General features: G+C 57.3%; 20 protein-coding genes. 5 read left to right on the forward strand and 15 right to left on the reverse strand.

From position 1 onward, the window contains the following. Positions 1–123 precede the first annotated feature (123 nt). The 9 genes from ACVBEJ_RS07550 to ACVBEJ_RS07590 all read right to left on the reverse strand — a co-directional run bounded on the left by ACVBEJ_RS07550 (position 124) and on the right by ACVBEJ_RS07590 (position 9,521). Positions 124–1,347, reverse strand: a complete 1,224-nt coding sequence (locus ACVBEJ_RS07550) for a type II secretion system F family protein (RefSeq protein WP_447129005.1) — start codon at positions 1,345–1,347, stop codon at positions 124–126. 85 nt (positions 1,348–1,432) lie between these two features. Continuing rightward, a complete protein-coding gene (locus ACVBEJ_RS07555) occupies positions 1,433–3,169 on the reverse strand; it encodes a GspE/PulE family protein (RefSeq protein ID WP_447129006.1) in 1,737 nt (578 codons plus the stop codon). A 79-nt stretch (positions 3,170–3,248) separates the two neighbouring features. Further along, positions 3,249–4,079 carry a hypothetical protein gene (locus tag ACVBEJ_RS07560; RefSeq protein WP_447129007.1) on the reverse strand — a complete coding sequence of 277 codons (831 nt, stop codon included), beginning with the start codon at positions 4,077–4,079 and terminating at the stop codon, positions 3,249–3,251. A gap of 193 nt (positions 4,080–4,272) precedes the next feature. Continuing rightward, entirely contained in the window at positions 4,273–5,190 is a 918-nt protein-coding gene (locus ACVBEJ_RS07565; RefSeq protein ID WP_447129008.1) for an ExeA family protein, read from the reverse strand. Positions 5,191–5,318: 128 nt separating this feature from the next. Further along, entirely contained in the window at positions 5,319–6,986 is a 1,668-nt protein-coding gene (locus ACVBEJ_RS07570) for a secretin N-terminal domain-containing protein (RefSeq protein ID WP_447129009.1), read from the reverse strand. A gap of 8 nt (positions 6,987–6,994) precedes the next feature. Next, complete coding sequence (locus tag ACVBEJ_RS07575; RefSeq protein WP_447129010.1) at positions 6,995–7,339, reverse strand: hypothetical protein; 345 nt, start codon at positions 7,337–7,339, stop codon at positions 6,995–6,997. Next, positions 7,329–7,979: a type II secretion system protein GspM gene (gspM, locus tag ACVBEJ_RS07580; RefSeq protein ID WP_447129011.1), complete on the reverse strand. Its 651-nt coding sequence runs from the start codon at positions 7,977–7,979 to the stop codon at positions 7,329–7,331. The genes ACVBEJ_RS07575 and gspM overlap by 11 nt, the downstream gene beginning before the upstream one ends. After that, positions 7,972–8,598: a hypothetical protein gene (locus ACVBEJ_RS07585; protein ID WP_447129012.1), complete on the reverse strand. Its 627-nt coding sequence runs from the start codon at positions 8,596–8,598 to the stop codon at positions 7,972–7,974. The genes gspM and ACVBEJ_RS07585 overlap by 8 nt, the downstream gene beginning before the upstream one ends. Continuing rightward, a complete protein-coding gene (locus ACVBEJ_RS07590; protein ID WP_447129013.1) occupies positions 8,595–9,521 on the reverse strand; it encodes an MSHA biogenesis protein MshI in 927 nt (308 codons plus the stop codon). Before ACVBEJ_RS07590 ends, ACVBEJ_RS07585 begins: the two co-directional genes overlap by 4 nt. Positions 9,522–9,934: 413 nt before the next feature. Between ACVBEJ_RS07590 and ACVBEJ_RS07595 the strand changes: the two genes are divergently transcribed. Together ACVBEJ_RS07595 and ACVBEJ_RS07600 are read left to right on the forward strand one after the other, a co-directional pair. Then, a complete protein-coding gene (locus tag ACVBEJ_RS07595; RefSeq protein ID WP_447129014.1) occupies positions 9,935–11,323 on the forward strand; it encodes an AlkA N-terminal domain-containing protein in 1,389 nt (462 codons plus the stop codon). 370 nt (positions 11,324–11,693) lie between these two features. Continuing rightward, complete coding sequence (locus ACVBEJ_RS07600; protein ID WP_447129015.1) at positions 11,694–12,170, forward strand: methylated-DNA--[protein]-cysteine S-methyltransferase; 477 nt, start codon at positions 11,694–11,696, stop codon at positions 12,168–12,170. 22 nt (positions 12,171–12,192) lie between these two features. Here ACVBEJ_RS07600 and ubiD read toward each other — a convergent pair whose 3' ends face one another. Further along, the gene (gene ubiD / locus ACVBEJ_RS07605) at positions 12,193–13,659 is read right to left on the reverse strand and encodes a 4-hydroxy-3-polyprenylbenzoate decarboxylase (RefSeq protein ID WP_447129016.1); all 1,467 of its coding nucleotides are present in this window, start codon (positions 13,657–13,659) and stop codon (positions 12,193–12,195) included. A gap of 122 nt (positions 13,660–13,781) precedes the next feature. On the opposite strand from ubiD, the gene ACVBEJ_RS07610 reads away from it, so the two are divergent. Further along, positions 13,782–13,997 carry a cold shock domain-containing protein gene (locus ACVBEJ_RS07610; protein WP_447129017.1) on the forward strand — a complete coding sequence of 72 codons (216 nt, stop codon included), beginning with the start codon at positions 13,782–13,784 and terminating at the stop codon, positions 13,995–13,997. Between the two features lie 146 nt (positions 13,998–14,143). Here ACVBEJ_RS07610 and rho read toward each other — a convergent pair whose 3' ends face one another. Then, a complete protein-coding gene (gene rho, locus ACVBEJ_RS07615) occupies positions 14,144–15,403 on the reverse strand; it encodes a transcription termination factor Rho (protein WP_447129018.1) in 1,260 nt (419 codons plus the stop codon). 310 nt (positions 15,404–15,713) lie between these two features. Then, positions 15,714–16,034, reverse strand: coding sequence for a thioredoxin TrxA (gene trxA / locus ACVBEJ_RS07620; protein WP_447129019.1), 321 nt, complete (start codon positions 16,032–16,034; stop codon positions 15,714–15,716). A gap of 139 nt (positions 16,035–16,173) precedes the next feature. On the opposite strand from trxA, the gene ppx reads away from it, so the two are divergent. Next, entirely contained in the window at positions 16,174–17,679 is a 1,506-nt protein-coding gene (gene ppx, locus ACVBEJ_RS07625) for an exopolyphosphatase (protein ID WP_447129020.1), read from the forward strand. Between the two features lie 152 nt (positions 17,680–17,831). Here the strand turns inward: ppx and ptsP are convergent, their stop codons facing one another. Continuing rightward, positions 17,832–20,111 carry a phosphoenolpyruvate--protein phosphotransferase gene (ptsP, locus tag ACVBEJ_RS07630; RefSeq protein WP_447129021.1) on the reverse strand — a complete coding sequence of 760 codons (2,280 nt, stop codon included), beginning with the start codon at positions 20,109–20,111 and terminating at the stop codon, positions 17,832–17,834. Next, positions 20,104–20,610, reverse strand: coding sequence for an RNA pyrophosphohydrolase (rppH, locus tag ACVBEJ_RS07635; protein ID WP_447129022.1), 507 nt, complete (start codon positions 20,608–20,610; stop codon positions 20,104–20,106). Before rppH ends, ptsP begins: the two co-directional genes overlap by 8 nt. A 155-nt stretch (positions 20,611–20,765) precedes the next feature. Here rppH and ACVBEJ_RS07640 point away from each other — a divergent pair, with 155 nt between their 5' ends. Beyond that, positions 20,766–21,170, forward strand: a complete 405-nt coding sequence (locus ACVBEJ_RS07640) for a hypothetical protein (protein ID WP_447129023.1) — start codon at positions 20,766–20,768, stop codon at positions 21,168–21,170. 453 nt (positions 21,171–21,623) lie between these two features. Here ACVBEJ_RS07640 and ACVBEJ_RS07645 read toward each other — a convergent pair whose 3' ends face one another. Beyond that, positions 21,624–23,051 carry a PhoH family protein gene (locus ACVBEJ_RS07645; RefSeq protein ID WP_447129024.1) on the reverse strand — a complete coding sequence of 476 codons (1,428 nt, stop codon included), beginning with the start codon at positions 23,049–23,051 and terminating at the stop codon, positions 21,624–21,626. Between the last annotated feature and the right edge of the window lie 27 nt (positions 23,052–23,078).

A 23,078-nucleotide genomic window follows, 5' to 3' on the forward strand; every position in this document is an offset into this window, starting at 1 on the left:
ATGTGTTGTTTATAAATTATTGTGACAAGTCACTACGTATAGCGCAGTGTTTTATCGTTTTTTCCTTTAAATGGCAATCGTAACTTGTTGATTTGTGAAGTCGTCAGCTCTTTATATCGACCATTACTGCTGAATACTGAACATATCCCACATGGGTAAAAATATGCCCAGCGCCAAAACCAGTACAAACCCTGCCATAATCACCAGGATAATCGGCTCCAGCCGGTCGCTGAGATTTTTCAGGTCGTACTCCACTTCCCGCTCGTAGTATTCCGCCACTTCCGCCAACAGGGTATCCACCTGGCCGCTGGCTTCGCCCACGGAGATCATTTGCAGCACCAGAGGAGTAAACATTCCGCTGGCCATATGGGTGCGATAGAGGTTATCGCCGCGCTCGATACTACTGCGAATATCTCGCACCTTGGTCGCCAGATAGGGGTTTTCCAGTGCCCTTGCGGACAGCTCCAGGGATTTTGGCAGCGGCACGCCGGAGCGCAGCATCATGGCAAAGGTGCGGGCGTAGCGGGACAGGGTAGCGCGGTTGATAATGTCGCCAACAATGGGCAGTTTGAGTTTGCGCATGCCCCAGTCAAGCGCTCCCTGTTCACTGGCCAGATAGCGCCGCACCCACAAAAAGCCCCCCACCGCAGCCACCAGCAGGTAGGGCCAGAAGGCGACAAAAAAATCGGATATACCAATCAGTATGCGGGTGGGCAACGGCAGTTGGGCGCCAAATTTGTTGAACATATCGGCGAACTTGGGAATCACCATGGTGTTGACCACCGCCATGGCAATCACCAGCGCAATCAGCACAAACGACGGATAGCGCAGGGCGGTTTTAACGCCGCGGGCGGTTTCCTGATCGCGCTCCAGATACTCACTGAGTTGCAGAAACGCCTCGTCCACCCGGCCGGAATCCTCCCCCACTCTTACCAGGTTGATAACCAGGTCGTTGAATACCTTGGGGTGCTGGCTCATGGCCGCCGACAGCTCGGTGCCGGTTTCCAGGCGTTCGACAATATCGTGCAGGGCGTCTTTCAGCAGGCGATTGTGCACCGTGTCGGTAAGGCCGCGAATGCTGACGATCAGGGGAATGCCCGCTTTGGTGATGGTGTACATCTGGCGGGTGAACATGATCAGGTCTTCGCTGCTGACTTTTTCGTTGCGCAGCCAGGCGGGTAGCTGGATTTCCTTTTGCGCCAGACTGTCTGCTGCCATATCGATGGCGGTGGGGGTGATTCCCCGGCGGCTTAACTGGCTGGCGATGGCGTCGGCGTTGGCACCTTGCAGCTGGCCATTAACACTGGCGCCATTGCGGTCTCGGCCTTTGTATTTAAAGGTGTTCATTGTATCCACCGTACAAGGAGAGTAGCGGTGGTGACGCAGGGTGGATTAGCGCAGCGTAATCCACCGATGGGGCGTTCAGCGGTAATCATTCATCCCCCTCAGCGGTGTCGTCCACTTCCGCCGACACACGCATCACTTCACTGAGGGTGGTAATGCCTTCGGCAGCCAGCCCCAGGGCGCTGATATTCAGGGGGCGGAACGAGCGGTTGTCGAGCACTGCCTGGTTAAAGGCACGGATGTCGTTTTCACGCAGGGCATCGGCCATAAAACGGTCAATTTCAAGTAGCTCAAACACCCCGATACGACCCCGGTAGCCGGTGTTAAAACAGTGTACACAGCCACGCCCTTTACGCAGTTTGAGGTCGCCCAGTTCCCGCTGGCGGCTGAGGGTTTTGATCAGCTGCAATTCGTTGGCGTCCGGCTCGTGGGGTTCGGCGCAGCTTTCGCACACTTTGCGCACCAGCCGCTGCGCCAGTACGCCTTTCAGGGCGGCGGATACCAGATAGGGGTCGACACCCATGTCGGTGAGTCGCAAAGCGGAAGTAATGGCGTCGTTGGTGTGCAGCGTGGACAGCACCAGGTGGCCGGTCATGGCGGCGCGCAGGGCAATTTCGGCGGATTCCCGGTCGCGTATCTCCCCCACCAGCAGCACGTCCGGGTCTTGTCGCAATGTGGCTTTCAGTACCTTGGCAAAACTGAGGTCGATTTTGTGGTTGATCTGCACCTGGCTGATGCGCGGCAGGCGGTATTCCACCGGGTCTTCCACGGTGATGATTTTGCGATCCGGGGTATTCAACTCGGTGAGGCCGCCGTACAGGGTGGTGGTTTTGCCGCTACCGGTGGGGCCGGTGACCAGCACCAGACCGTTGGGGCGATGCAGCAGGTGGCGCACCCGGTCGATCATGCGCTGGGGCATACCGACTTTGTCCAGCCCGAGAATGCCCTGGCTGTGGTCCAGCAGCCGCATTACTACGGATTCACCCCATTGCACCGGCATGGTGGACAGGCGCACGTCGATGCTGCGGCCGCTGACTTTGAGGTTAAAGCGGCCATCCTGAGGCAGGCGCTTTTCGGAAATATCCAGCTCCGACATCAGCTTGAGGCGCACCACCAGCGCCCCGGCGATGCTCTTTTCGTTCATCACCTGTTCGCTGAGCACGCCGTCGATGCGCTGGCGAATGCGCAGCACGGTTTCGTCCGGTTCAATGTGAATGTCCGAGGCTTTGGTGCGCAGGGCGTCTTCGAAGATTTTTTGTAGCATCTTCACCACCGGTGCGTCACTGTCGGTGACATCGGTGGCGATTTCCGCCAGGTCGACGGCGGATTCTTCCAGTTCTTCGTGCAGCTGTTCCGCCAGGTTAGCGATTTCCGCCTGCTGGCAGTAGGCCACATCGACAATGTCCAGCAGTTGTGATTCCCGCACTACCGCCGGGTCAAGGGGCTTGTTGAGCACTTTGGCCAGGTCGTCCAGGCAAAAAATATCGGTGGGGTCGGCCATGCCCAGTAGCAGGCTGTCGCCCCGGTCTTCCAGCACCACTACCCGGTGGCGGCGGGCCTGGGCTTCTGGCAGCAGGTTGACCACGGCGGCGTCGAACTGATAATTCGCCAGGTCGATAAAGGGAATATTGAGTTGCTGGGAGAGAATCGTCAGCAGGTCATTTTCCTGCACCAACCCCAATTCAATCAGCTGCTTGCCCAGTTTCAGGCCACTGCTTTTTTGCGCTTGCAGGGCGTCCATCAGCTGCGGCTCGCTGATCAGCTGCTTTTCCACCAGCAGGTCGCCAAGGCGCAGGCGTTGTTGTTTAGTGGCGGGTTGGGTCATTGGTGTTCTCTCTTCGTCATTGCGAGATGTGGCAATCTCAATCAGGGTGGCAGTAACTTTCTGGAGACCGCCGCAGTCGCTACGCTCCCTTGCGATGACTCTTGTTTAATTGTTGGATACGCTGTTCCACATAAGCGGCCACATCCGGGTTGTTATTCAGTTGCCGGGTAGTTTGAAAGGCCCTCAGTGCGTTGCGGTCCTGCATGGCGTCCAGCGCCACCGCCAGACCGAGCCAGTAAATGGCGTTGTCGCGTTCAATTTGCACCAACTGGTTGTACAGTTCTGCCGCCTGCTGATGCTGCCCCTGCTTGTGATAAATGCCCGCCAGCAGAGCGTAGTGATCCGGGTGTTGACTGAGGCTTGGCTGGATGCTTTCCAGTTGTCCGGCGGCCCCGGCCAGATCGCCCTGGGCGAGCAAATTTCGTGCTTTGGTCTGAATGGCCTGGCGGTTTTCCGTGGCGCTGCTGGCAGCGATGGTGGTTTGTGGTTCGGGGGCCTGTTCAGCGGGCGGCAACACCGGTTTCGGGTTTCGGGTTACGGGTGTCGGTCTGTCTGCGGGTTGTGGTGGTACCTGGTGAGTTTCTACCGGTTGGCTGGATTGTTGGGCAATGGTCGCAGGCGCTGCCGGTTCTGGTTCTTTTGGCGCTTGTGCTTTTGGCTCTTTTGCCACCACTTGTTGTGTGACCGGAGCAGCCAGCTCAACGGTAGTCGCTTCTTGCCCCCCGTTGTTGTGCCAGGTTAAAAACCCGGCCGCTGATGCAAACAGACACAGGCCGATAGTGAGTGATAACTTGCTGCCACGGCTGGCGGGTTTTTTACGCTGGCTCAGCGCCGGGGAGACGCCGGCGGGCTGTTCGCGGGTGTCCTGGCGATCTTCCAGGTCGCGCAGCATATTGTTGACCAGGCTCATTTGGCCTCCTTGCGGAGATAAATACCGGTCATCGCGAGCGAAGCGCGGCGATCTCGTCCAGTGTGGCAGTGACCCGATGAAGATTGCCGCGTCGCCTGCGGCTCCTCGCAATGACGGGTTTTAGCGTGCGACGTCAGACGTGCGACGTGCGACCACATAATCAGCGCCGGGTGTGTTCTTTTGGCAGCCAGCATTAAATCCCACCCCCTTGCGCATACACCAACGTTCCCGCCAGCGACAACGCACCCACAACAGGCCACAGCAGGTGCCAGCGCAGGGCCAGCAGCTTGCCGATTGGCCGGCTTTCCGGGGTGTCTTGAATGGCGCGGGCGATGTGGTAGCTGGTGATACGGCGGTCGCCGCGGCCGTAGCAGGCAATCAAGGCTTTATGGGCCAGTATATTGATGGGGCGGGGTACGCCGCCGGAGGCCCGATACAGCAGTGCAATGGCAGAGCGGGTAAACAGTTTGGCCCCCGGGTGTCCGGCGGAGGACAGGCGGTGGCTGATGTAGTGGCCCACGCCTTTTTTGTCGAATGGCGTCAGGTATTCGGAAAAGATAATGCGCTGCTTCAGTTGGCGCAGGTCTTTGCGGTTGAGCAGGCTGTCCAGTTCCGGCTGGCCGAACAGCACCACTTGCAGCAGCTTGCGCTTTTCCGTTTCCAGATTGCTGAGCAGGCGCAGGGCTTCGATGGTGTCCCGGGGCATGGCCTGGGCTTCGTCAATTATCATCACCACTTGTTTGTCGTCGGCGGCCAGGTCGATCAGGCGGCGAGTAGTGCGGGAGAGTATCTGTGGCCCGGGCATGTCTAAGTTGACATCGGCACCGATTTCTTCCGCCAGCTGATAGCGCAGTTCTTCCGGCGACAGGTACGGGTTGGGCAGGTAGGCGGCCTTGTAGCGGTCGCTGTTCAGGCTGGACAGCAGCTTGCGGCACAGCAGGGTTTTGCCGGTGCCCACTTCGCCCACCACTTTGATAAACCCCTCGCGCTGTTGCAGGGCAACGGTGAGTGTGTTGAGCACACTGCGGTGACTCTGACGATTGAAAAAGAACTGGGTGTCCGGCGTCAGCGAGAAGGGTTTTTCATGCAGTTGGAAGTAGCGTTCATACATAATCGTTACTCCAATCAGGAGTGGCAAAATACCTGTAGCCCGGGTGGAGCACAGCGCAACCCGGGAGTTCTCCCTGGTGTCGACCCCGGGTTGCTCTGTGCTTCACCCGGGCTACGGTGCGGCGGTTGTCAATCAATTCTCAATAACCTGCGTTGCTCGTTACCCAGTTCGCGAATGCGGTCGCGGCTGCGCTGTACTTCGCGGCGGGTGGTGTCGCTGTCGATAATGGTGGGCTTGATCAGAATGACCAGCTCGGACTTGCGCACTTTCACGGTTTTGCCGCGGAACAGCCCGCCGAGAACGGGCACATCACCGGCCCCGGCGTAGCGGCGTTTTTCGTAGTCTTCCACTTCCTGCATCAAGCCGCCCAGCACCACCACCTCGCCATTTTTGGCGCGCACGATGGTGTCGGATTCGCGAATGTCCCGGAATGCGGTGGGGAAGCTGAATGTCTGGTCACCCAGCTGGATGGGTTTTACCAGATCGCGCACTTCGGTAATGACCGGGTGAACGTGCATGATAATGTCGCCATCGGCGGAGATTTGCGGGGTAACATCCAATGCTATGCCGCTGAAGAACGGAGTGATTTCAATGTCCGGCGTGTTCACAATCGCCGAGGCGCTGGAGGTGGTGTCGCTGGAAATGTCGGTCACAAAGTACTCATCGGAGCCCACCCGCAGTACCGCTTTCTGATTGTTGATGGTGGCTTGTTTGGGGCTGGACAGTACCTGCACCGAGCCCTGCTCCCCCAGCAGGTCGATAAAGCTGTTGATGTCGGTAATATTGAGTACCGAATTGAAGGCGCCGGTGGTGACACCGGTGCGGCTGTTGTTGTAGTCCCAGGACAGGCTGCCGCCAATCTGGTTCCAGTTGATGCCGGCGTTGTAGTCGTCGTTGAGGCGTACTTCGATAATTTTTGCTTCCAGCTGCACCTGGCGCTGTACACTGAGCTCGGAGCGCTCCAGAAAATCGCGTACATCGTGCAGCTCATTGGGCAGTGCTTTCACCACCACCATGCCCGCCTGGGGCGATACCATCACCTGACGGCCATCCACTTCGCCGCCCACCATGGAGGTGAGAAAGGCTTTTAATTCGCTCCAGAAGTCCGAGCGGGTCAGGGTCTGGATGCGGGCGCCCTGGCTGCTGCCACTGGCGCTGCCCTGGCTGTTGCCCTGTTGGTCTGCCAGCAGCAGACCGAGCAAGCTGCTGTCGCCCTGATTGCCGCCGCCAAAGTTGCGATTGTTGCGGTTGTTGCCGTTGCCTCCGCTGCTTTCCAGGCGGCCAACGCTGACGGTGGTGTCTGACAGGCCCACCCGTTTGATGTCCAGATAATTGATGTGAAATATCTGGGTACTCAGCTCTCGCGGCGAAATCAGGTAGGTGTTGCCGCTGATTTTGTAGTCGTAGCCGTACACTTCCCGGCATATTTCCAGCACGTCTTCGATGGTGACATCGTTGAGGTTAAGGCTGATATCGCCCTTGAGGTTGGCGTCGGTGACGATGTTGATGTCGGTGCCTTCCATCAGACTGAGGAAAAAGCGCCCGGCGGGAACGCCGCTGGCGGCAATGTCAAAACGCTCCAGTGAGGGGTTGGCTGTGGTGTTGTCGCCACCCAGCAGCAGGTCGCTGACCGCGCTGGGAACTTCTGCGGGAGCCTGCGGCGCCTGCAGCTCGGCGGCGATGCGCTCCAACTGGGTTTCCGCGGGCAAGGGTTTCTGCACGCCGGGTGCGCAGCCCGCCAACAGAACGGCCAGCAGGGTGAAGAATGGCAGATGGCAGCTACGGAAAGTTGGCATGTCGGGCCTCATTTGTCGCGCCCGTGGGCACGCTTGACGGTGGTTGTATGGAGTTTTAGCAGTTGCCGCTTTCCATGGCGCTCAACAGTGACTCCCCGGGCTTCGATGGCGATAACGGTGGAACCGCCAATGCGGTCTCCCTCGTTCACCTGAACGCCGTTGATGGTGGCGTGGCGGCGCTGTTTGCCAATCAGCAGAGCATCCAGCTTCAGGCCGCTGTGTGGCTGTTTGCTCACCGCAGGCGGCTTGTAGGCAATGGGGCGGGTGGGGTCGCGATCGGCGGCTTGTACGCCTGTACAGGCCAAAGCCAGGATGCATGCCTTGAATGGCGGCGCTATAAACTTATTCTTCACCAAACAATCCCTCCTCGGTGGTCAGGGTGTAGACCTGCAGGGTGACGTTGGCATTGGGGTAGCTGGCGGCGCGATAGTTGAGCTGCTGCCAGCGCAGCCCCCAGGGGAGTTCCTCCAGTGCCTGCAGGTAATCCACCACCTCGAAGTAGCGGCCCTGCAATTGCAGTGATACCGCGTGCTTGTATACCCCGGCGCTGATCAGTTCGCCGCTGCCGTCTGTGGCGGGCAGTTGCAGCTCCTCCACCGGCAATGCCTGCAGTTTCATCAGTGACAGTTTGCCGGTTTTTACCAGTACGTCTTCGAGTATTTTTGGCAGTTGTCGGGCGTCTGCCAGGCCACCGGCCAGGGTGGACAGTTCGGTTCGCAGTGCGGCAATTTGTTGCTGAACCGCCTGTAATTGTGGCCCCCGGTTGCCATTGCTGCCTGCAGCACTGGCTTGTAGTTGAGCCATTTGCTCCTGACTGTTGGTGAGGGACGTGCGGTTGGCCTGAAGTTGCCCGCTGAGCTTTTTGTACTCGTCGTCTGCGGGTTTGAGCAGGGTGAATTCACTCAGTGCGTACACCAGGGCGACAACGATGCCGGCGACAAGAATTTTTTCCCGCTGCTGCAGGGCGTCGAATCTGGCGGACAGGTTATTCACGGCTGCCCTCCTGCAATTCTGGCTCCGGCATGTCGCCCAGTTGGAATTTCACCAGGCCATTGCGCTGGCGGTCGTTCTCCAGTTGCAGGGCGCCAAAGCGGGCGCTTTCAAAACGTTCGTCCAGCTGCAACTGTTGCAGGTATTGCAGCACGGTTTCCGCCGGTTGGGTTTCGCCGCCCAGGGCCAGGTAGTGACCGCCGTTGAGCAGGTGAATCTGCTGCAGGGAGAGGCCGCTGAGATGATGTTGGGCGAGCCCGGACAGTTGCCCGGCAAAACTGTAGCGGCGGGATGACTGCTGTTGCTGCATCAGCCCGCGCACCTGTTGCAGCCGCGACAGTTCCCTCTGTGCCTGTTGCAGTTGTTGTTCCTGATCGACCCCCGCGGTGGCAACCAGTTGTTGTTGCAAATGGCTGTTTTGCTGCTGCACCTGTTGCAGTTGCTGCTGGCTGCTTTGCAGCTGTGCCGCTAGTTTGGCGTTGGTACTTTTTTGGCTGAGCCCCAGGGCAACCAGCAGCAGCGCCAGAAGGCCAGTGGCAAACGCCACAGTGGTGAGATTGAACCCCAGTCCGTTGCCGGAGCGCTGCTCGCCCCGATAGAGGTTGATCTGTTGATAGCTCATGGTGCCACCCGCTGATGATCCCGCAGGGACGCGCCGATGGCGGCAACGCACAGGGGCAGCTGGTCGTTGTCGGTGCCTGCGGGCAGGGGCAGGGTGTCTGCCAGGTCGAGCACCGCCAGCGGTGTGGACAGGCTGTTGTTGAGGTTGTCGTCGATCTTGTCGCTGCTGACGTGTTCGCCGCACAGGTATATTTGCTTCGGCGGCGGCTGGCGCATCTGGCGCTCGAAGTAGTCCAGAGAGCGTTGCAGCTCCAGGGCCAGCGAGTCGCTGGGCAGGTCGTCCATCAGGCCACCTTTCCAGGCGATGTCGAATTGTCGCGACAGGTACAGGGCATCGTTGCCATAGACGTTGACGCAGGCTTTGCCCGGTGACAGCAGGGCGATGGCAATACTGCGCACACCGGTGTTGATGGTGCTGGCCAGATTGCGCAGGGCCAGCTCGTTAATGTCGATGGAATCCAGTTTCAATCCCGCTTGGGTCACCAGTTGGGTGATCGCGTTCACCTGCTCGCGGGCGGCGGCCACGGCGTACACACTGTCGCTGCGGCCGGTGTTTTGCGGCAGTGGGAAGGCGTCGATAACCGCGTCTTCCACGGGCATGGGTATTTGATCCTGAATTTTCCAGCGCACCGCGTCGCGCAACTCCTCGGCGGGCACTTGCGGGGCTTCTGTCAGTTGCAATTGGTAGTTGTCTGACGGCAGTACGGCGTGGCAGCGGGCACCTTTCAAACCCAGAGAACAGATACTTTCACGCAACAGGGCGGCGCGATCGGCGCTGGGGTCGCAACGGAGAAATTCGCAGGCAAGCAGCTGTTTGTCCCCTTGGGGGGAGCGGGCAGTTTGAGCGACAGCGATGCCGTCGGGCCGGATTTCAACCCCCACAGTAGCCGCCGGGCGGCGGCTGTTTTTGATCCATTCGAGCAAAGTGTTCTACCGTTGTGTTTGTTATTCGTTTTGTGCCAAAACAAGGGTTATTTGTTTTAGACAATTACGCAGACAGTTTCGGGCTGTGCGCAAAAAACTTTAGCTCTGTATGGACGGACATTGTAGCGGCAGCCCGATGGAACTGCCACTGACAACATCACAAACAACTTTAGCCATGCAATTCGGTCACTATCGTCTCTATAAAGATTATTAACTGTATTAAAAGTGGCCGGATTGGGTACGTTGTATGCCAAAGTTTATGTTGGAGGCGATTATGAGAAATCTTGTTCTACTGGCATTGATTGCCGCTGTTGTTACTGTGCCTGCTATCGCGATGGAGTTTGCTAACCTGTAAAAGCATACACTGCCGAAAACGACCACTTTTGTGGTGGGCTTGGCGTACACTGCTTGCCATGAATAAACACAGCATTGATTTGCAGCCAGACGCCTGCCGCCGCGCGCGGTTATCCCGTGACGGCCGTTTTGATGGCCTGTTTTTCGTGGCCGTAAAAACCACCGGCATTTACTGCCGCCCGGTGTGCCCGGCCAACCCGCCCAAAGAATCCAATGTGCATTACTTTCCCTCGGCGCTGGCGGCCAGTCAGCAGGGGTATCGCCCCTGTCTGCGTTGCCGCCCGGAGTCCGCACCCGGTTCACCGGCGTGGCGGGGCACCCATACCACACTGGCGCGGGCGGTCAAACTGGTGGATGCCGGCTATTGGCAAGGGCAGTCACTGGCGCAGTTTTGCCAGCGTCTGGGAGTGGGTGAGCGCCATCTGCGGCAGTTGTTTCGCGACGAATTGGGTGTGTCGCCCCAGGGCTACCGCAATTTTCGTCGCCTGATGCTGGCCAAGCAGTTGTTGCACCAAACCCGCCTGCCCATCGCCACTATCGCTACCTGTGTTGGTTTTGGCAGCGTGCGGCGTTTTAATGCCGCCTTCAAAGCGCTGATCAATTTGCCCCCGGGCCAGGTGCGCCGCCTGGGAAAAACCGGAAGTGAAACCAGTGAGAAGATGCTGTTGTTTCTCAGTTATCGCCCGCCGTATAACTGGCCGTGGTTGCAACAGTTTTTAAACCACAGAGCCATTGAGGGGCTGGAAAAGGTAACGGTTAACAGTTATCAGCGCACACTTCATTTGCCCGCTGCCAGCGGTTTGTTTGTCGCCTGTCACAACGCCGACAAATGCGGTTTTGATGTCAGCCTGCGGCTACAGGACGAAACCGATTTGCCCGTGGCGGTGGCGCAGATACGTCGGTTGCTGGACCTGGACGCCGATCGTGCCGCTATCGACCGGCACCTGCGCCGCTGTGCGGCCATGTCCAAAGGTTATTTACCCGGCATTCCCCTGCCGGGAATGGCGACTGCTTTTGAGGCGGGAGTGCGGGCTATTCTGGGCCAGCAAGTGAGTGTGGCGGCAGCGAGAAAACTGGTAACGGCGGTTGTTAAAACCCTGGGTGGCACCCTGCCGGGGGGTGAGCGGCTGTTCCCGACACCTCGGGCTGTGGCGGATGCCCGGCTGGACTTTCTGGCCATGCCCGGCAGCCGCCGGGACACTCTGAAACGTTTTGCCCGGGAATTGACAAAGAGCCCGCAGATGCCGCTGCAGGAGTGGTTGCGCATAAAGGGTATTGGCCCCTGGACGGTGGATTACGCCACTTTGCGAATGGGTGACCCGGATGTCTGGCTGGGCTCGGATTTAGGCGTGCGCAAGGGGTTGGCAATGCTCGATGGAAGCCCCGATCCGGAAAGCTGGGCGCCCTGGCGCAGTTATGCCAGTTTGCAGATGTGGAATCGAATTTAGAGTTTGGGTAAAGGGCATTAACCTGTATCTGACACGCCGCCTTTCGTGATTTAAAGTAGGCGTCCATGTAGGCTTGTTGCCAGCATCCTTGCTGGCAGCGGTCAGATACGGCGCTATGGCCTTTATCCTTATGTAAGAGGTCACTGCTGTCCCATAAACTTTGAGCTTTTATCCCTGAATCACAGGGAAAATAAGGCCATCAAAGAGTTTAGGTCTGCAGCAGATATGAATTGAGTATTGCTTGCTGTGACGCGCCGTAAACCCATCCATGGGGGCTCGAGGTCAGCATCCTTGCTGACCACGGTCACATCAAGCAATACTCAATTCATGTTGTTCGAGTTCGTGGGACAGCAATGGTAAGAGGTAGGTAATGAATACAGCAATTATTAAATCCCCCATTGGCAATATTCGCATCAGCGCTGACGAAGTCGGTTTGACCGAGCTACGCTTTCGCGATCAGCCGCCAACGGAGGTTCCGGAAAAAGGTATTTTGGCGGCGGCGGAAAAACAGCTGCAGGAATACTTTGCCGGTAATCGGCAGGTATTTGATCTGCCTCTGAATGCCCGCGGCACGGAATTTCAAAAGCGGGTATGGCAGCAATTATTGGCAGTGGGTTTTGGCGATACCATCAGCTACGGAGCAATCGCCAAAGCCATTGGCAAACCCACCGCCAGCCGTGCAGTAGGTGCCGCCAACGGCCAAAACCCCATTTCCATTATTGTTCCCTGCCACCGGATTATTGGCAGCAGTGGCAAGTTGACCGGGTATGCGGGCGGGTTGGAGCGCAAGCAGTGGTTGTTGAACCTCGAAAATAAAGTGGCGGGTGGGGTTGAGGGCCTGTTTTGAGTTTGTCTGTCATTGCGAGGAATTAATCAATTCCCAAGCTCTCCCAAATCTCATCCACACGACCCTTGACCTCATTACTCATGGCAATCGGTTCGCCCCATTCCCGATCCGTTTCCCCCGGCCATTTATTGGTGGCGTCGAAGCCGATTTTTGATCCCAGACCGGAAACCGGTGAGGCGAAGTCCAGGTAGTCAATGGGGGTGTTGTCGATGATGACGGTATCCCGGCCCGGGTCCATGCGGGTGGTCATGGCCCAGATAACATCGTTCCAGTCCCGGGCATTGACATCGTCGTCGGTGACCACAACAAATTTTGTGTACATAAACTGGCGCAAAAATGACCACACGCCCATCATTACCCGTTTGGCGTGGCCGGCGTATTGTTTCTTGATGGTGACCACGGCGAAGCGGTAGGAGCAGCCTTCCGGTGGCAGATAAAAGTCTTTAATTTCCGGAAATTGCTTTTGCAGTATGGGCACAAACACTTCGTTCAGCGCCACCCCCAAAATGGCGGGTTCGTCCGGCGGCCGGCCGGTGTAGGTGCTGTGATAGATGGGGTTTTCCCGGTGAGTGATGCGCTCCACGGTAAATACCGGAAAGCGTTCCACCTCGTTGTAGTAGCCGGTGTGGTCGCCAAAGGGCCCTTCGTCCGCCATCTCGCCGGGGTGCAGGTGGCCTTCGAGAATAATTTCGGCGCTGGCGGGCACTTGCAAATCGTTGCCGATGCTTTGCACCACCTCCGTTTTTTCACCCCTTAAAAGTCCGGCGAAGGCGTATTCGGACAGGCTGTCGGGCACCGGGGTGACGGCACCTAAAATGGTCGCTGGGTCAGCACCCAGTGCGATGGATACGGGAAAGGGTTCGCCGGGATGTTTTTGCTGCCAGTCGCGAAAATCCAGCGCGCCGCCGCGATGGGCCAGCCAGCGCATAATCAGTTTGTTTTTGCCGATTTTTTGCATCCGGTAGATGCCCAGATTCTGCCGTTCTTTTTCTGGTCCGCGAGTAACCACCAATGGCCAGGTGACCAACGGCCCGGCATCACCCGGCCAACAGGTTTGGATGGGAATGTTGTCCAGGTTGACCTCGTCACCTTCCAGTACCACCTTTTGGCAGGGCGCTTTGTTGACCACTTTGGCGGGCATATTGAGTACCTGTTTAAAGGTGCCGCGCTTTTCCCACAGCTCTTTAAATCCCTTTGGTGGTTCCGGCTCTTTTAAAAACGCCAGCAATTTGCCCACATCCCGCAGGGCGGTAACGTTTTCCTGCCCCATGCCCATGGCCACCCGGCCCGGGGTGCCAAACAGATTGGCGAGCACCGGCATGTGGTAACCCAGCGGATTTTCAAACAGCAGCGCCGGGCCCCCTGCACGCAGGGTGCGGTCGGCGATTTCGGTCATTTCCAGGTTGGGGTCGACGGGGGTGGTGATGCGTTTGAGTTCACCGCGCTTTTCCAGAAAGTCGATAAAGTCGCGTAGATCTTTGTAGGACATAGGGGGCTCAGTGTATTTTCCAAGTCCAGACCCTAGACTTGAAAAACATTTTTATCAACTCTAAAGTAGCCCGCGCGCAGGTATTTAGCTGTTTGCGATAAAGATAATAAAGAGAGAGTGTTATGTCTGATTTGGTAACTGGGGTAGTAAAGTGGTTTAACGATGCCAAGGGGTATGGCTTTATTGAGAAAGAGGGCAGTGCGGATATTTTTGTGCACTTTCGGGAAATTAACGGTACCGGACGCCGGACTCTTTACGATGGTCAGGAAGTCAGCTTTGAGCTGGTTGAAGGGGAAAAAGGCTTGCAAGCGGCTAATGTCACGGTGGTTGGTGTTTGATTGGCAGGTTCTTGAAGGCATAAAAAAACCGGCTTTTTGAAGCCGGTTTTTTTATGCTTTTGTCATTCTGAGTGCAACGAAGAATCGCTTTGCTGCCAATAGCTCGAGATCCTTCGGCTTCGCTCAGGATGACCTGCATTCGCAGGTCATTTCTTCTTCATCGCCAAAAAGAATTCATCGTTGGTTTTAAACCCTTTCAAACGATCAATCAGGAATTCCGTACCGGCAATATCTTCCATATCGTGCAGCAGTTTGCGCAGTATCCATACCCGTTGCAGTTCGTCTTCCTTCATCAGCAGGTCTTCACGACGAGTGCCGGAACGACGCACATTAATCGCCGGGAATACGCGTTTTTCGGCGATTTTGCGGTCCAGGTGCAGTTCCTGGTTGCCGGTGCCTTTAAATTCTTCGTAGATCACTTCGTCCATTTTTGAACCGGTGTCTACCAGGGCGGTGGCGATAATGGTCAGTGAGCCGCCTTGCTCGATGTTGCGGGCGGCACCGAAAAAGCGCTTGGGTTTTTCCAGGGCGTGGGCATCCACACCACCGGTGAGCACTTTTCCGGAGGACGGCTGCACGGTGTTGTAGGCGCGGGCCAGGCGGGTGATGGAGTCCAGCAGAATTACCACGTCTTTTTTGTGTTCCACCAGGCGCTTGGCTTTTTCGATCACCATTTCAGCCACCTGTACGTGGCGGCTGGGGGGTTCGTCGAAGGTGGAGGCCACCACTTCGCCGCGCACCGTGCGCTCCATTTCTGTAACTTCTTCCGGGCGTTCGTCGATCAGCAGCACCATGATGTGTGCTTCCGGGTTGTTGCGGATAATCGACTGGGCGATGTTCTGCATCATAATGGTTTTACCGGCCTTGGGCGGTGCCACAATCAGCCCCCGCTGGCCTTTGCCGATAGGGGATACCAGGTCGATGATGCGGCCGGTCAAATCTTCGGTGCTGCCGTTGCCTGCCTCCAGCTTGAGACGCTCGTCCGGGAACAGCGGGGTGAGGTTCTCAAAGAGGATTTTGTTGCGGGCGTTTTCCGGTTTGTCGAAGTTGATGGTGTCCAGCTTGAGCATGGCGAAGTAGCGTTCGCCGTCTTTGGGTGGACGAATTTTGCCCGCCAGGGAATCGCCGGTGCGCAGATTAAAGCGGCGAATCTGGCTGGGGGAAACGTAGATGTCGTCCGGTCCAGCCAGGTAGGAACCATCCGCTGAGCGCAAAAAACCAAATCCGTCTGGCAGAATTTCCAGTACCCCTTCGCCGTAAATGTCTTCGCCGGATTTGGCGTGGCGCTTGAGGATGGTAAAAATGATGTCCTGCTTGCGGGAACGGGCCAGGTTGTCCAGGCCAATGCCTTCGGCAATTTTCAGCAGTTCACCAATGGGTTTGGTTTTCAGGTCGGTCAGATTCATACAGAGGTGCTTTGTTGGTTTTGAAAAGGTCAGGCAAATTCGGGCAGGAATGGTCGAGCTGGTGTTTTAGCGGCCAGAGGCTGCTGATATTTGCTGGAGGTTGATAGGGTTGTGGCTGATCTCAGGTATTTAAAAACAGATTGACCCGGCCGGGTTTATTAGTTGTTACAGGTTGGGTCGGGAAGCGTATCCGGGAACAGCGAATTGCAGTAGATGGGGGCAGTATAACGCCTAATCCCCGCGATGCAAGGGGTTGAGCCGGTGCCGCAGCGCTGGCTGCGGCACCGGTCACAGAATTGCTGACCGCAAATCAGGAATTTTCCTCAACAAACTGAGCCAGCTGGGGCTTGGACAGAGCGCCCACTTTGCTGGCTTCCAGGTTGCCGTTTTTGAACATCATCAGTGTGGGTACGCCGCGCACGTTGTACTTGGCGGCCATTTCTTTGTTGCCGTCGATGTCAATTTTGCAGATTTTCACCTTGCCGTCCATTTCCTCAGCCAACTGGTCGAGGATGGGTGCGATCATTTTGCAGGGGCCACACCAGGTTGCCCAGAAATCCACCAGAACGGGAGTATCTGAGTTCAGGACTTCCGCTTCAAAAGACGCATCGGTAATTTGTGAAATGCTCATAAAAAGTTCTCCAAAAACAGGATGTAGAGTGGCCGTAAATATCGTGCTTGATACAATTGCCGGCGATCATAGCATTCGCCGTCACAGGCAACAACGAACGATTAAGGCCTATTTGGGGGCCGATTGGGGGAAATCAAGTATGCCCGAAGACAGCGCGCCCGAGACGCCATCACTGCTCGCGGCAATCGACCTTGGCTCGAACAGCTTTCACATGATTGTCGCCCGTGTTGAGCATGGCGAAATTCGACCGGTAGAGTGCCTCGGTGAAAAAGTGCAGCTGGCGGCCGGTATTGATGCCCGCGGCCAGTTGAGCGAAGAAGCCATACTGCGCGGCCTGGACTGCCTGGCCCGTTTCAAGCAGGTGTTGGACAGCCTGGAACCGGAATTGGTTCGCCTGGTGGGTACCAACGCTCTGCGGGCGGCCAAAAACAGTCGGGAGTTTGTGGTGCGCGCTGAAGAACTGCTGGGCCATCCCCTGGAAGTGGTTGCGGGCAGGGAGGAAGCTCGCCTGATTTACCTGGGGGTTGCCCACACCCTGTCTGACGACGAGCAGTCCCGCCTGGTGGTGGATATCGGTGGCGGCAGTACCGAATTTGCCATTGGCCAGCGCTTTGAGCCGCTGCATCTGGAAAGCCTGCACATGGGCTGCGTCAGCTACATGAAACGTTACTTCGCTGATGGCGACATCAGCAAGCGCGCTTTTGAGCGGGCCTATAAAGCCGCTACCCGCGAAGTGCTCAATATCCGTCACAGCTACCGTCAGGCCGGTTGGCACGAAGCGGTGGGGTCCTCCGGTACCCTCAAAGCCATTGCTCAGGTGTTGCAACTGCAGGGTTGGGGGGATGGCTCTATTACTGCCAAAGGTTTGCAGTCGTTGAGCTGTGAACTGCTTAAAGCCGGTCATGTGGACGAGCTGGATTTTGATGGCCTCAAAGACAACCGCCGCCGGGTATTCGCCCCTGGACTCGCCATTACCTGCGCGCTGGTGGATTGCCTGGGTATTGAACGCATGGCCATTTCCCTGGGCGCGCTGCGCGAAGGGGTGGTGTACGACATGATTGGCCGCCTCAGCCATGAAGACGTGCGCGAGCGTACGGTTAATGCCCTGGTGCAGCGCAGTGGCGTAGCCATGCAAAATGCCGAACAGGTAGAGGCCATGGCCGAACAGTTGTTTGCAGCGGTGAGCGACGACTGGAAGCTGGGGCGAGAACAGCGGCAATTGTTGATGTGGGCAGCGCGCCTGCACGAGGTGGGCCTTACCATTGCTCACAGCCAGTTCCACAAACACGGTGAATACCTGATTCACAACGCTGACCTGCCGGGCTTCTCCCGCCGCGATCAGCAATGGCTGGCGCTGCTGGTGCGCGGCCACCGCCGCAAATTTCCCGTTGAGCTGCTGGACGAATTGCCCAAGCGGAGCCGGGTGACGCTGGGCCGCTTGTGCGTGTTACTGCGCCTTGCGGCGCTGTTTAAGTACGTGGCGTTATTGGAAGGCGAGCCGGAGTTTGAAGCCAGCGCCAGCCATAACACCCTGACCCTGCGCACCACGGAAGACTGGCGCCAACGCCACCCACTGACCATGGTGGAGCTGGAGGTTGAGGCTGAGGCAGTGGCGGAGGGAGGCTATCGATTAGAGGTGGTGTAGCTGTCATTCTCAGCGCAACGAAGAATTTTGTACAAGAAATTTATGCGACAGATTATGGCCAAATACAGGCCCTTCGTTTCACTCAGGATGACAGTGCTGAGTGAAACCACAAGATTGCCACGGTTGCTCATTGACGGGAAGGGAAGTGGCTATCAAGCCCCCAATAACTCCTGAACCCCTGGCCTCGCCAGTTTGCTTTGCAGGTGTTCAACCACCGCAGAAGCATCGGGCATGGTCTGGGTTTTTTCTGCCAGTTTGCGGGCTTCCTTGATGCTTACCTGTCGCAATATGGCTTTTACCCGCAGCAGGTTGGCAGAGCTCATGGAGAGCACCTGATAGCCCATGCCCACCAGCAGTACGGCGCCCAGGGGGTCGCCGGCAAATTCGCCGCACACGCTTACCGGGCAGTTTTCCCGCTGGGCGCCATCGACAATAATTTGCAGGGCGTTGAGCAATGCCGGGTGAAAGGCGTGGTAGAGGTCGGCCACTCGGCTGTTGTTGCGGTCCACCGCCAGCAGGTATTGGGTGAGGTCGTTGGTACCCACCGATAAAAACTGCACCCGGCGGGCGATTTCGCGAATCTGGTACACCGCTGCCGGCACTTCCACCATGGCACCGATTTGCGGCATGACCAGGTCGAAGCCTTCTTCTTTGGTGAGTTCGTCGAAGGCCCGGTAAATCAGTTGCATGGCCGCTTCCAGTTCCGGAATGTTGGAGATCATGGGCAGCAGGATGCGCAGGTTGTCGAGCCCTTCCGAGGCCTTCATCATGGCGCGAATCTGGCTGAGAAAAATTTCCGGGTGGTCCAGGGTGACGCGGATACCGCGCCAGCCGAGAAACGGGTTGGCTTCTTCGATGGGGAAATACGGCAGCGCCTTGTCGCCGCCCACATCCAGGGTGCGCATGGTGACCGGGCGAGGCGCAAAAATTTCCAATTGTTCGCGATAAATTTTGCGTTGTTCTTCTTCTGACGGGAAGCGTTCGTGCATCAGGAAGGGCACTTCAGTGCGGTACAGGCCCACGCCTTCGGCGCCGCGATCCAGCGACAGCATGGTGTCGATACGCAAACCGGTATTTACCCACAGGCCCACCCGGTGGTCGTCGCAGGTGATGCAGGGCTGGTCGCGCAGCTGTTCCAGGTTGGCTGCCAGCAGTTCTTCTTCCCGGCGCTGTTTTTCGTAGCTGTTGCGAACCCGGCGGGAGAAGTGCGCGACGATGCGCCCCTGGTGGCCGTCGACAATCAGCTCGCTGCCATCGATTTCCGCCAGCGGCAAATCCACCGCTCCCATCACCGTGGGAATGCCCAGAGCGCGCCCCAAAATGGCCATGTGGGAGTTGCGCGAGCCGCGCACGGAAATCATGCCCACCAGCTTGTCGTGGGGCACGTCTGCCAGCATCGGCGCTGCCAGTTCCTCGCCGACCAGTATGCAATTTTCCGGGTACTCGATTTGTTTCGGTTGGCGCTGTTGCAGGTGCGCCAGCACCCGTCGTCCCAGGTCGCGCACATCGGAGGCGCGCTCCCGCAGGTAAGCATCTTCCATGCGTTCAAAGTTGCGCACGTGTTCGCGAATCACCGCTGCCCAGGCGCTTTGTGCCGCCAGTTTTTGATCGCGAATCAGGGCCACCACTTCATCGCTGAGGGTGTGGTCGTCCAGCATGCTGATATACACCCCAAACAGCGCTCGCTCGCTGGAGCTGAGTTTGCCCACCATATTGCTGTCGAGGGTGTGCAGGTCTTCTTTGGTGTGGCGGATGGCCTCCTTGAAATGCGCCAGCTCGTCACCCACGTTGTCGATGTAGCGCCGCGCCACCGCTCGCAAATCCGCCGGTGCCGCCATCAGGACTGCGGTGCCAATGGCGATGCCCGGTGCGCTGGGAATACCGTTAAGTACCACTTCGGTTTGCTTGCGGGATTTTTTGCTGTGCGGCTTGTTGAGCTGGTCTTTCAATTCGCCGGTGGCTTCGGCGTGGGCAATGGTGGCCGCCAGTTGCGCACAGACGGTGACCAGAAAGGCTTCTTCGCCCTCGTCAAAACGGCGCTGCTGCTCCTGCTGAACAAATACCACCCCCAGCAGTTTGCGGTGGTGGATAATGGGTGCCCCTAGGAAAGAGGTAAATCGCTCTTCGCCGGTTTCCGGGAAGTAGGCATAGCTGGGGTGCTGACTGGCGTTTTCCAGGTTAATGGGTTCTTCTTTGGTGGCCACCAGGCCCACCAGACCCTCGCCTTCGGCAATGTGCACTTTGCCGATGGACTGCTGGTGAAAGCCGTCCGATGCCCGCAATACGTAGCTGCCATCCGGCTCGCACAAAAAGATGGAGCAACTGCCCACCTGCATGGCCTCTTTGACCCGGCGGGCGGCAATGGTCAGCACCTCCGCCATGTGGGTGGCGGAGTTTACTTCCTGAACAATACTGCGCAGGGAGTCAAGCACGCCGGCCTCCGTTGCGGCCACGTTCCAGTTCAAGCTGGGCCGGAGCCAATTCCCGCAAGGCGCGGCGGTAAACATCTCTTTTAAAGTCCACCACTTTGTCCACCGGGTACCAGTAGTTCACCCACTGCCAGCCGTCAAATTCCGCCTTGTCGCCGCATTCAAAACAGATATTGCTTTCGTCGCCCACCAGTTTGAGCAGAAACCATTTTTGTTTCTGGCCAATGCACAGGGGTTTGGCGTTTTGCCGCACGTACCTTTTCGGCAGGCGATAGCGCAACCAGTGGCGGGTGGAGGCGAGCAGTTTGACGTCTTGCTTGCGCAGGCCCACTTCTTCGTACAGCTCCCGGTAGAGCGCCTGTTCTGGTGATTCGCCCTTGTCAACGCCGCCCTGGGGAAATTGCCAGGCATTCTGGCCAATGCGCTTGGCCCACAGCAGCTGGCCGTGATCATTGGCGATTACAATACCTACGTTTGGGCGAAAGCCCTCTTTATCAATCACTTACAGCCTCCCAAGTCTGGAAGCTATTGTTCCATAACTGACATGCCTGCGCTAATATTTAGAGGGTGTTTACCATCAGTTAGCCGCTACTGCTGGTTAACACCCCCTAAGCTCGTCGCCTGGCCACTGCACAGGGCTACCAGCAGTTTGCCCTGGTGGACAAACAAACCCTGTATCGCCTGGAGGGTGTTCGCCAGCAACGGCCTTACACCCAGCGCGGGCAGTTTGAGGCCCGAGGTGGGCGCATTAATAGTGGGTCTACCGAAATCAATTCCGGCGATATTGATATCAATTACCAGGATGGCAGCCAAGTCAGACAGGACCGCACCCGTTACGGTGGTGGCTTAACGGTTCAGACCAACAGCGACCCCAGGCTGAATGCTTACTCCAATCTGTCGCGCCCTTCCGAGCGGGCCTGGGCAGGCATCACCATTGAACTTTTGAAGGAGCCCCGCTCTCTGTTGCTGATTCAGCTCGTCAAAGGGCCGGTCAGCGAAGACGGCAAAATGGTGTATGACGCCCGTTTTGTGAAAGACAGTATTGGGGGCGTTCTCAATTAGTGAGTTATTGCTGTTGTGCCTGAAATGGCGCCAGACAAGGCATGAGGAGAGTGGTTTGGTTGCTCCAAATAAACGACGAATAACACAGTATGGCGCCATTTCAGGCGCAACCCGAAGGGCTGGGCCCATTTTGACTCTCAGCGGTGTTGCCGTTCGCTCATGTAGAGCGACTACACAGCACTCACGGCGCCTAGCTGAGAGCCAAAATGGGCTCCAGCAGCAACAGCTCACTAATTGAGAACGCCCCCTAACGCCAAGTACGACAAGAAAAAAACCTGATAGCGGCAGGGGTGGCACCGAACCTGAATCCGGTATTGCCTGCTATGAAACGCCGTAAATACATCCCTGTGCCGCTGGGTGGATTAGCCGCGAAGCGGCGTAATCCACCAGTCAGGGGTCAAAATTGGCAGCTAATTCACCTTGCGCTTTTGCCAAGAGCGGTGATATCCACAGCTATAAATTCGCCTCCGCGTACTCCGCCAGCAGCGACCTGGGCACACCTTGCAGTTGGATGTTGCCGCCGTATTCAAAGCCTTTAAAGCGTTCCGTCAAATAGGTTAAGCCGGAGCTGGTGGCGCTCAGGTAGGGGGTGTCGATCTGCGCCAGGTTGCCCAGGCACACCACCTTGGAGCCTTTGCCGGCACGGGTGACGATGGTTTTGATCTGGTGGGGGGTGAGGTTTTGCGACTCGTCGATCAATATCAGGCTATGCTGGAAGCTGCGGCCGCGAATGTAGTTGAGGGACTTGAACATCAGCGGCACTTTGTTGAGCACGTAATCGACACTGCCGGAGCAGTCTTCGTCGTCGTAGTGCAGGGCTTCCAGGTTGTCGGTAATGGCCCCCAGCCAGGGTTCCATTTTTTCTTCCTCGGTGCCGGGCAAAAAACCGATGTCTTCGTCCAGACCCTGAGTGCTGCGGGTGGCGATAATGCGGCGGTAGGTTTTGGTGGTCACCGTCTGTTCGATGGCCGCTGCCAGGGCGAGGATGGTTTTGCCGGAACCGGCGGAGCCCACCAGGTTCACCAGGTGGATGTCCGGGTCCATCAGCAGGTGTAGCGCCATGGCCTGGTAGATGTCGCGGGGTTTCAGGCCCCAGGCTTCCTGTTCCAGCAGCGATTGTTGATCCAGTTGTTTGAGGGTGATGCTGGTGTCGGTAATTTCCACTACCTGACCCACAAAGCCCTGCTCATCGAGTACAAACTGGTTGGGGTAGACCTCTTGCAAATGGTCGCTGCGGGGCACTTTGTGGTAGGCGTAGCCCGCGTCCGCTTCGGTTTCTACCGATTCGATAGAATCCCAAAAGCTGCCGCTGAATTCCACAAAACCTTTGTTGATCAGTTCAATGTCACTGACTAGCTGGTCGTTGTGGTAATCCTCGGAGTCGATGCCACAGCCCCGCGCCTTCAGGCGCATATTGATGTCTTTGGTGACCAGTACAACGCGCTTGTCCGGGTACTGTTTTTTCAGCAGGCAGATGTCGTTGATGATTTTGTTGTCGTTGAGGTGGGTGGGCAGTACGGCGACATTGTCCGGTGCCTGGCTCATCAAAATGGAGAGGGTGCCCAGGGGTTTGCTTTTCTCCCCCCGGCGGATGGCGACGCCGCTTTCCACTTCTTCCGAGCTGGCGCCTCCCAGTATCTGGTCGATGCCGCGAATGGCCTGGCGGCAGTCCGCTGCCAGGGTGTTGCGGCCACTTTTCAGTTTGTCGAGTTCTTCCAATACGGTCATTGGAATGGCGACATGGTGTTCTTCAAAATTGAGCAGGGCGGTGGGGTCGTGAATCAGGACGTTGGTGTCCAGAATGTAGATGGTGGGTTGTTCGCAGTTTTTGGTGTGAGCAGGGTTGTCAGTGTGGTGGGCCACTGATACAGCGTCTCCCATAAGTACTTCTCCCGGTACGTGTGTGGA

This window comes from Porticoccus sp. GXU_MW_L64, from assembly GCF_052983295.1.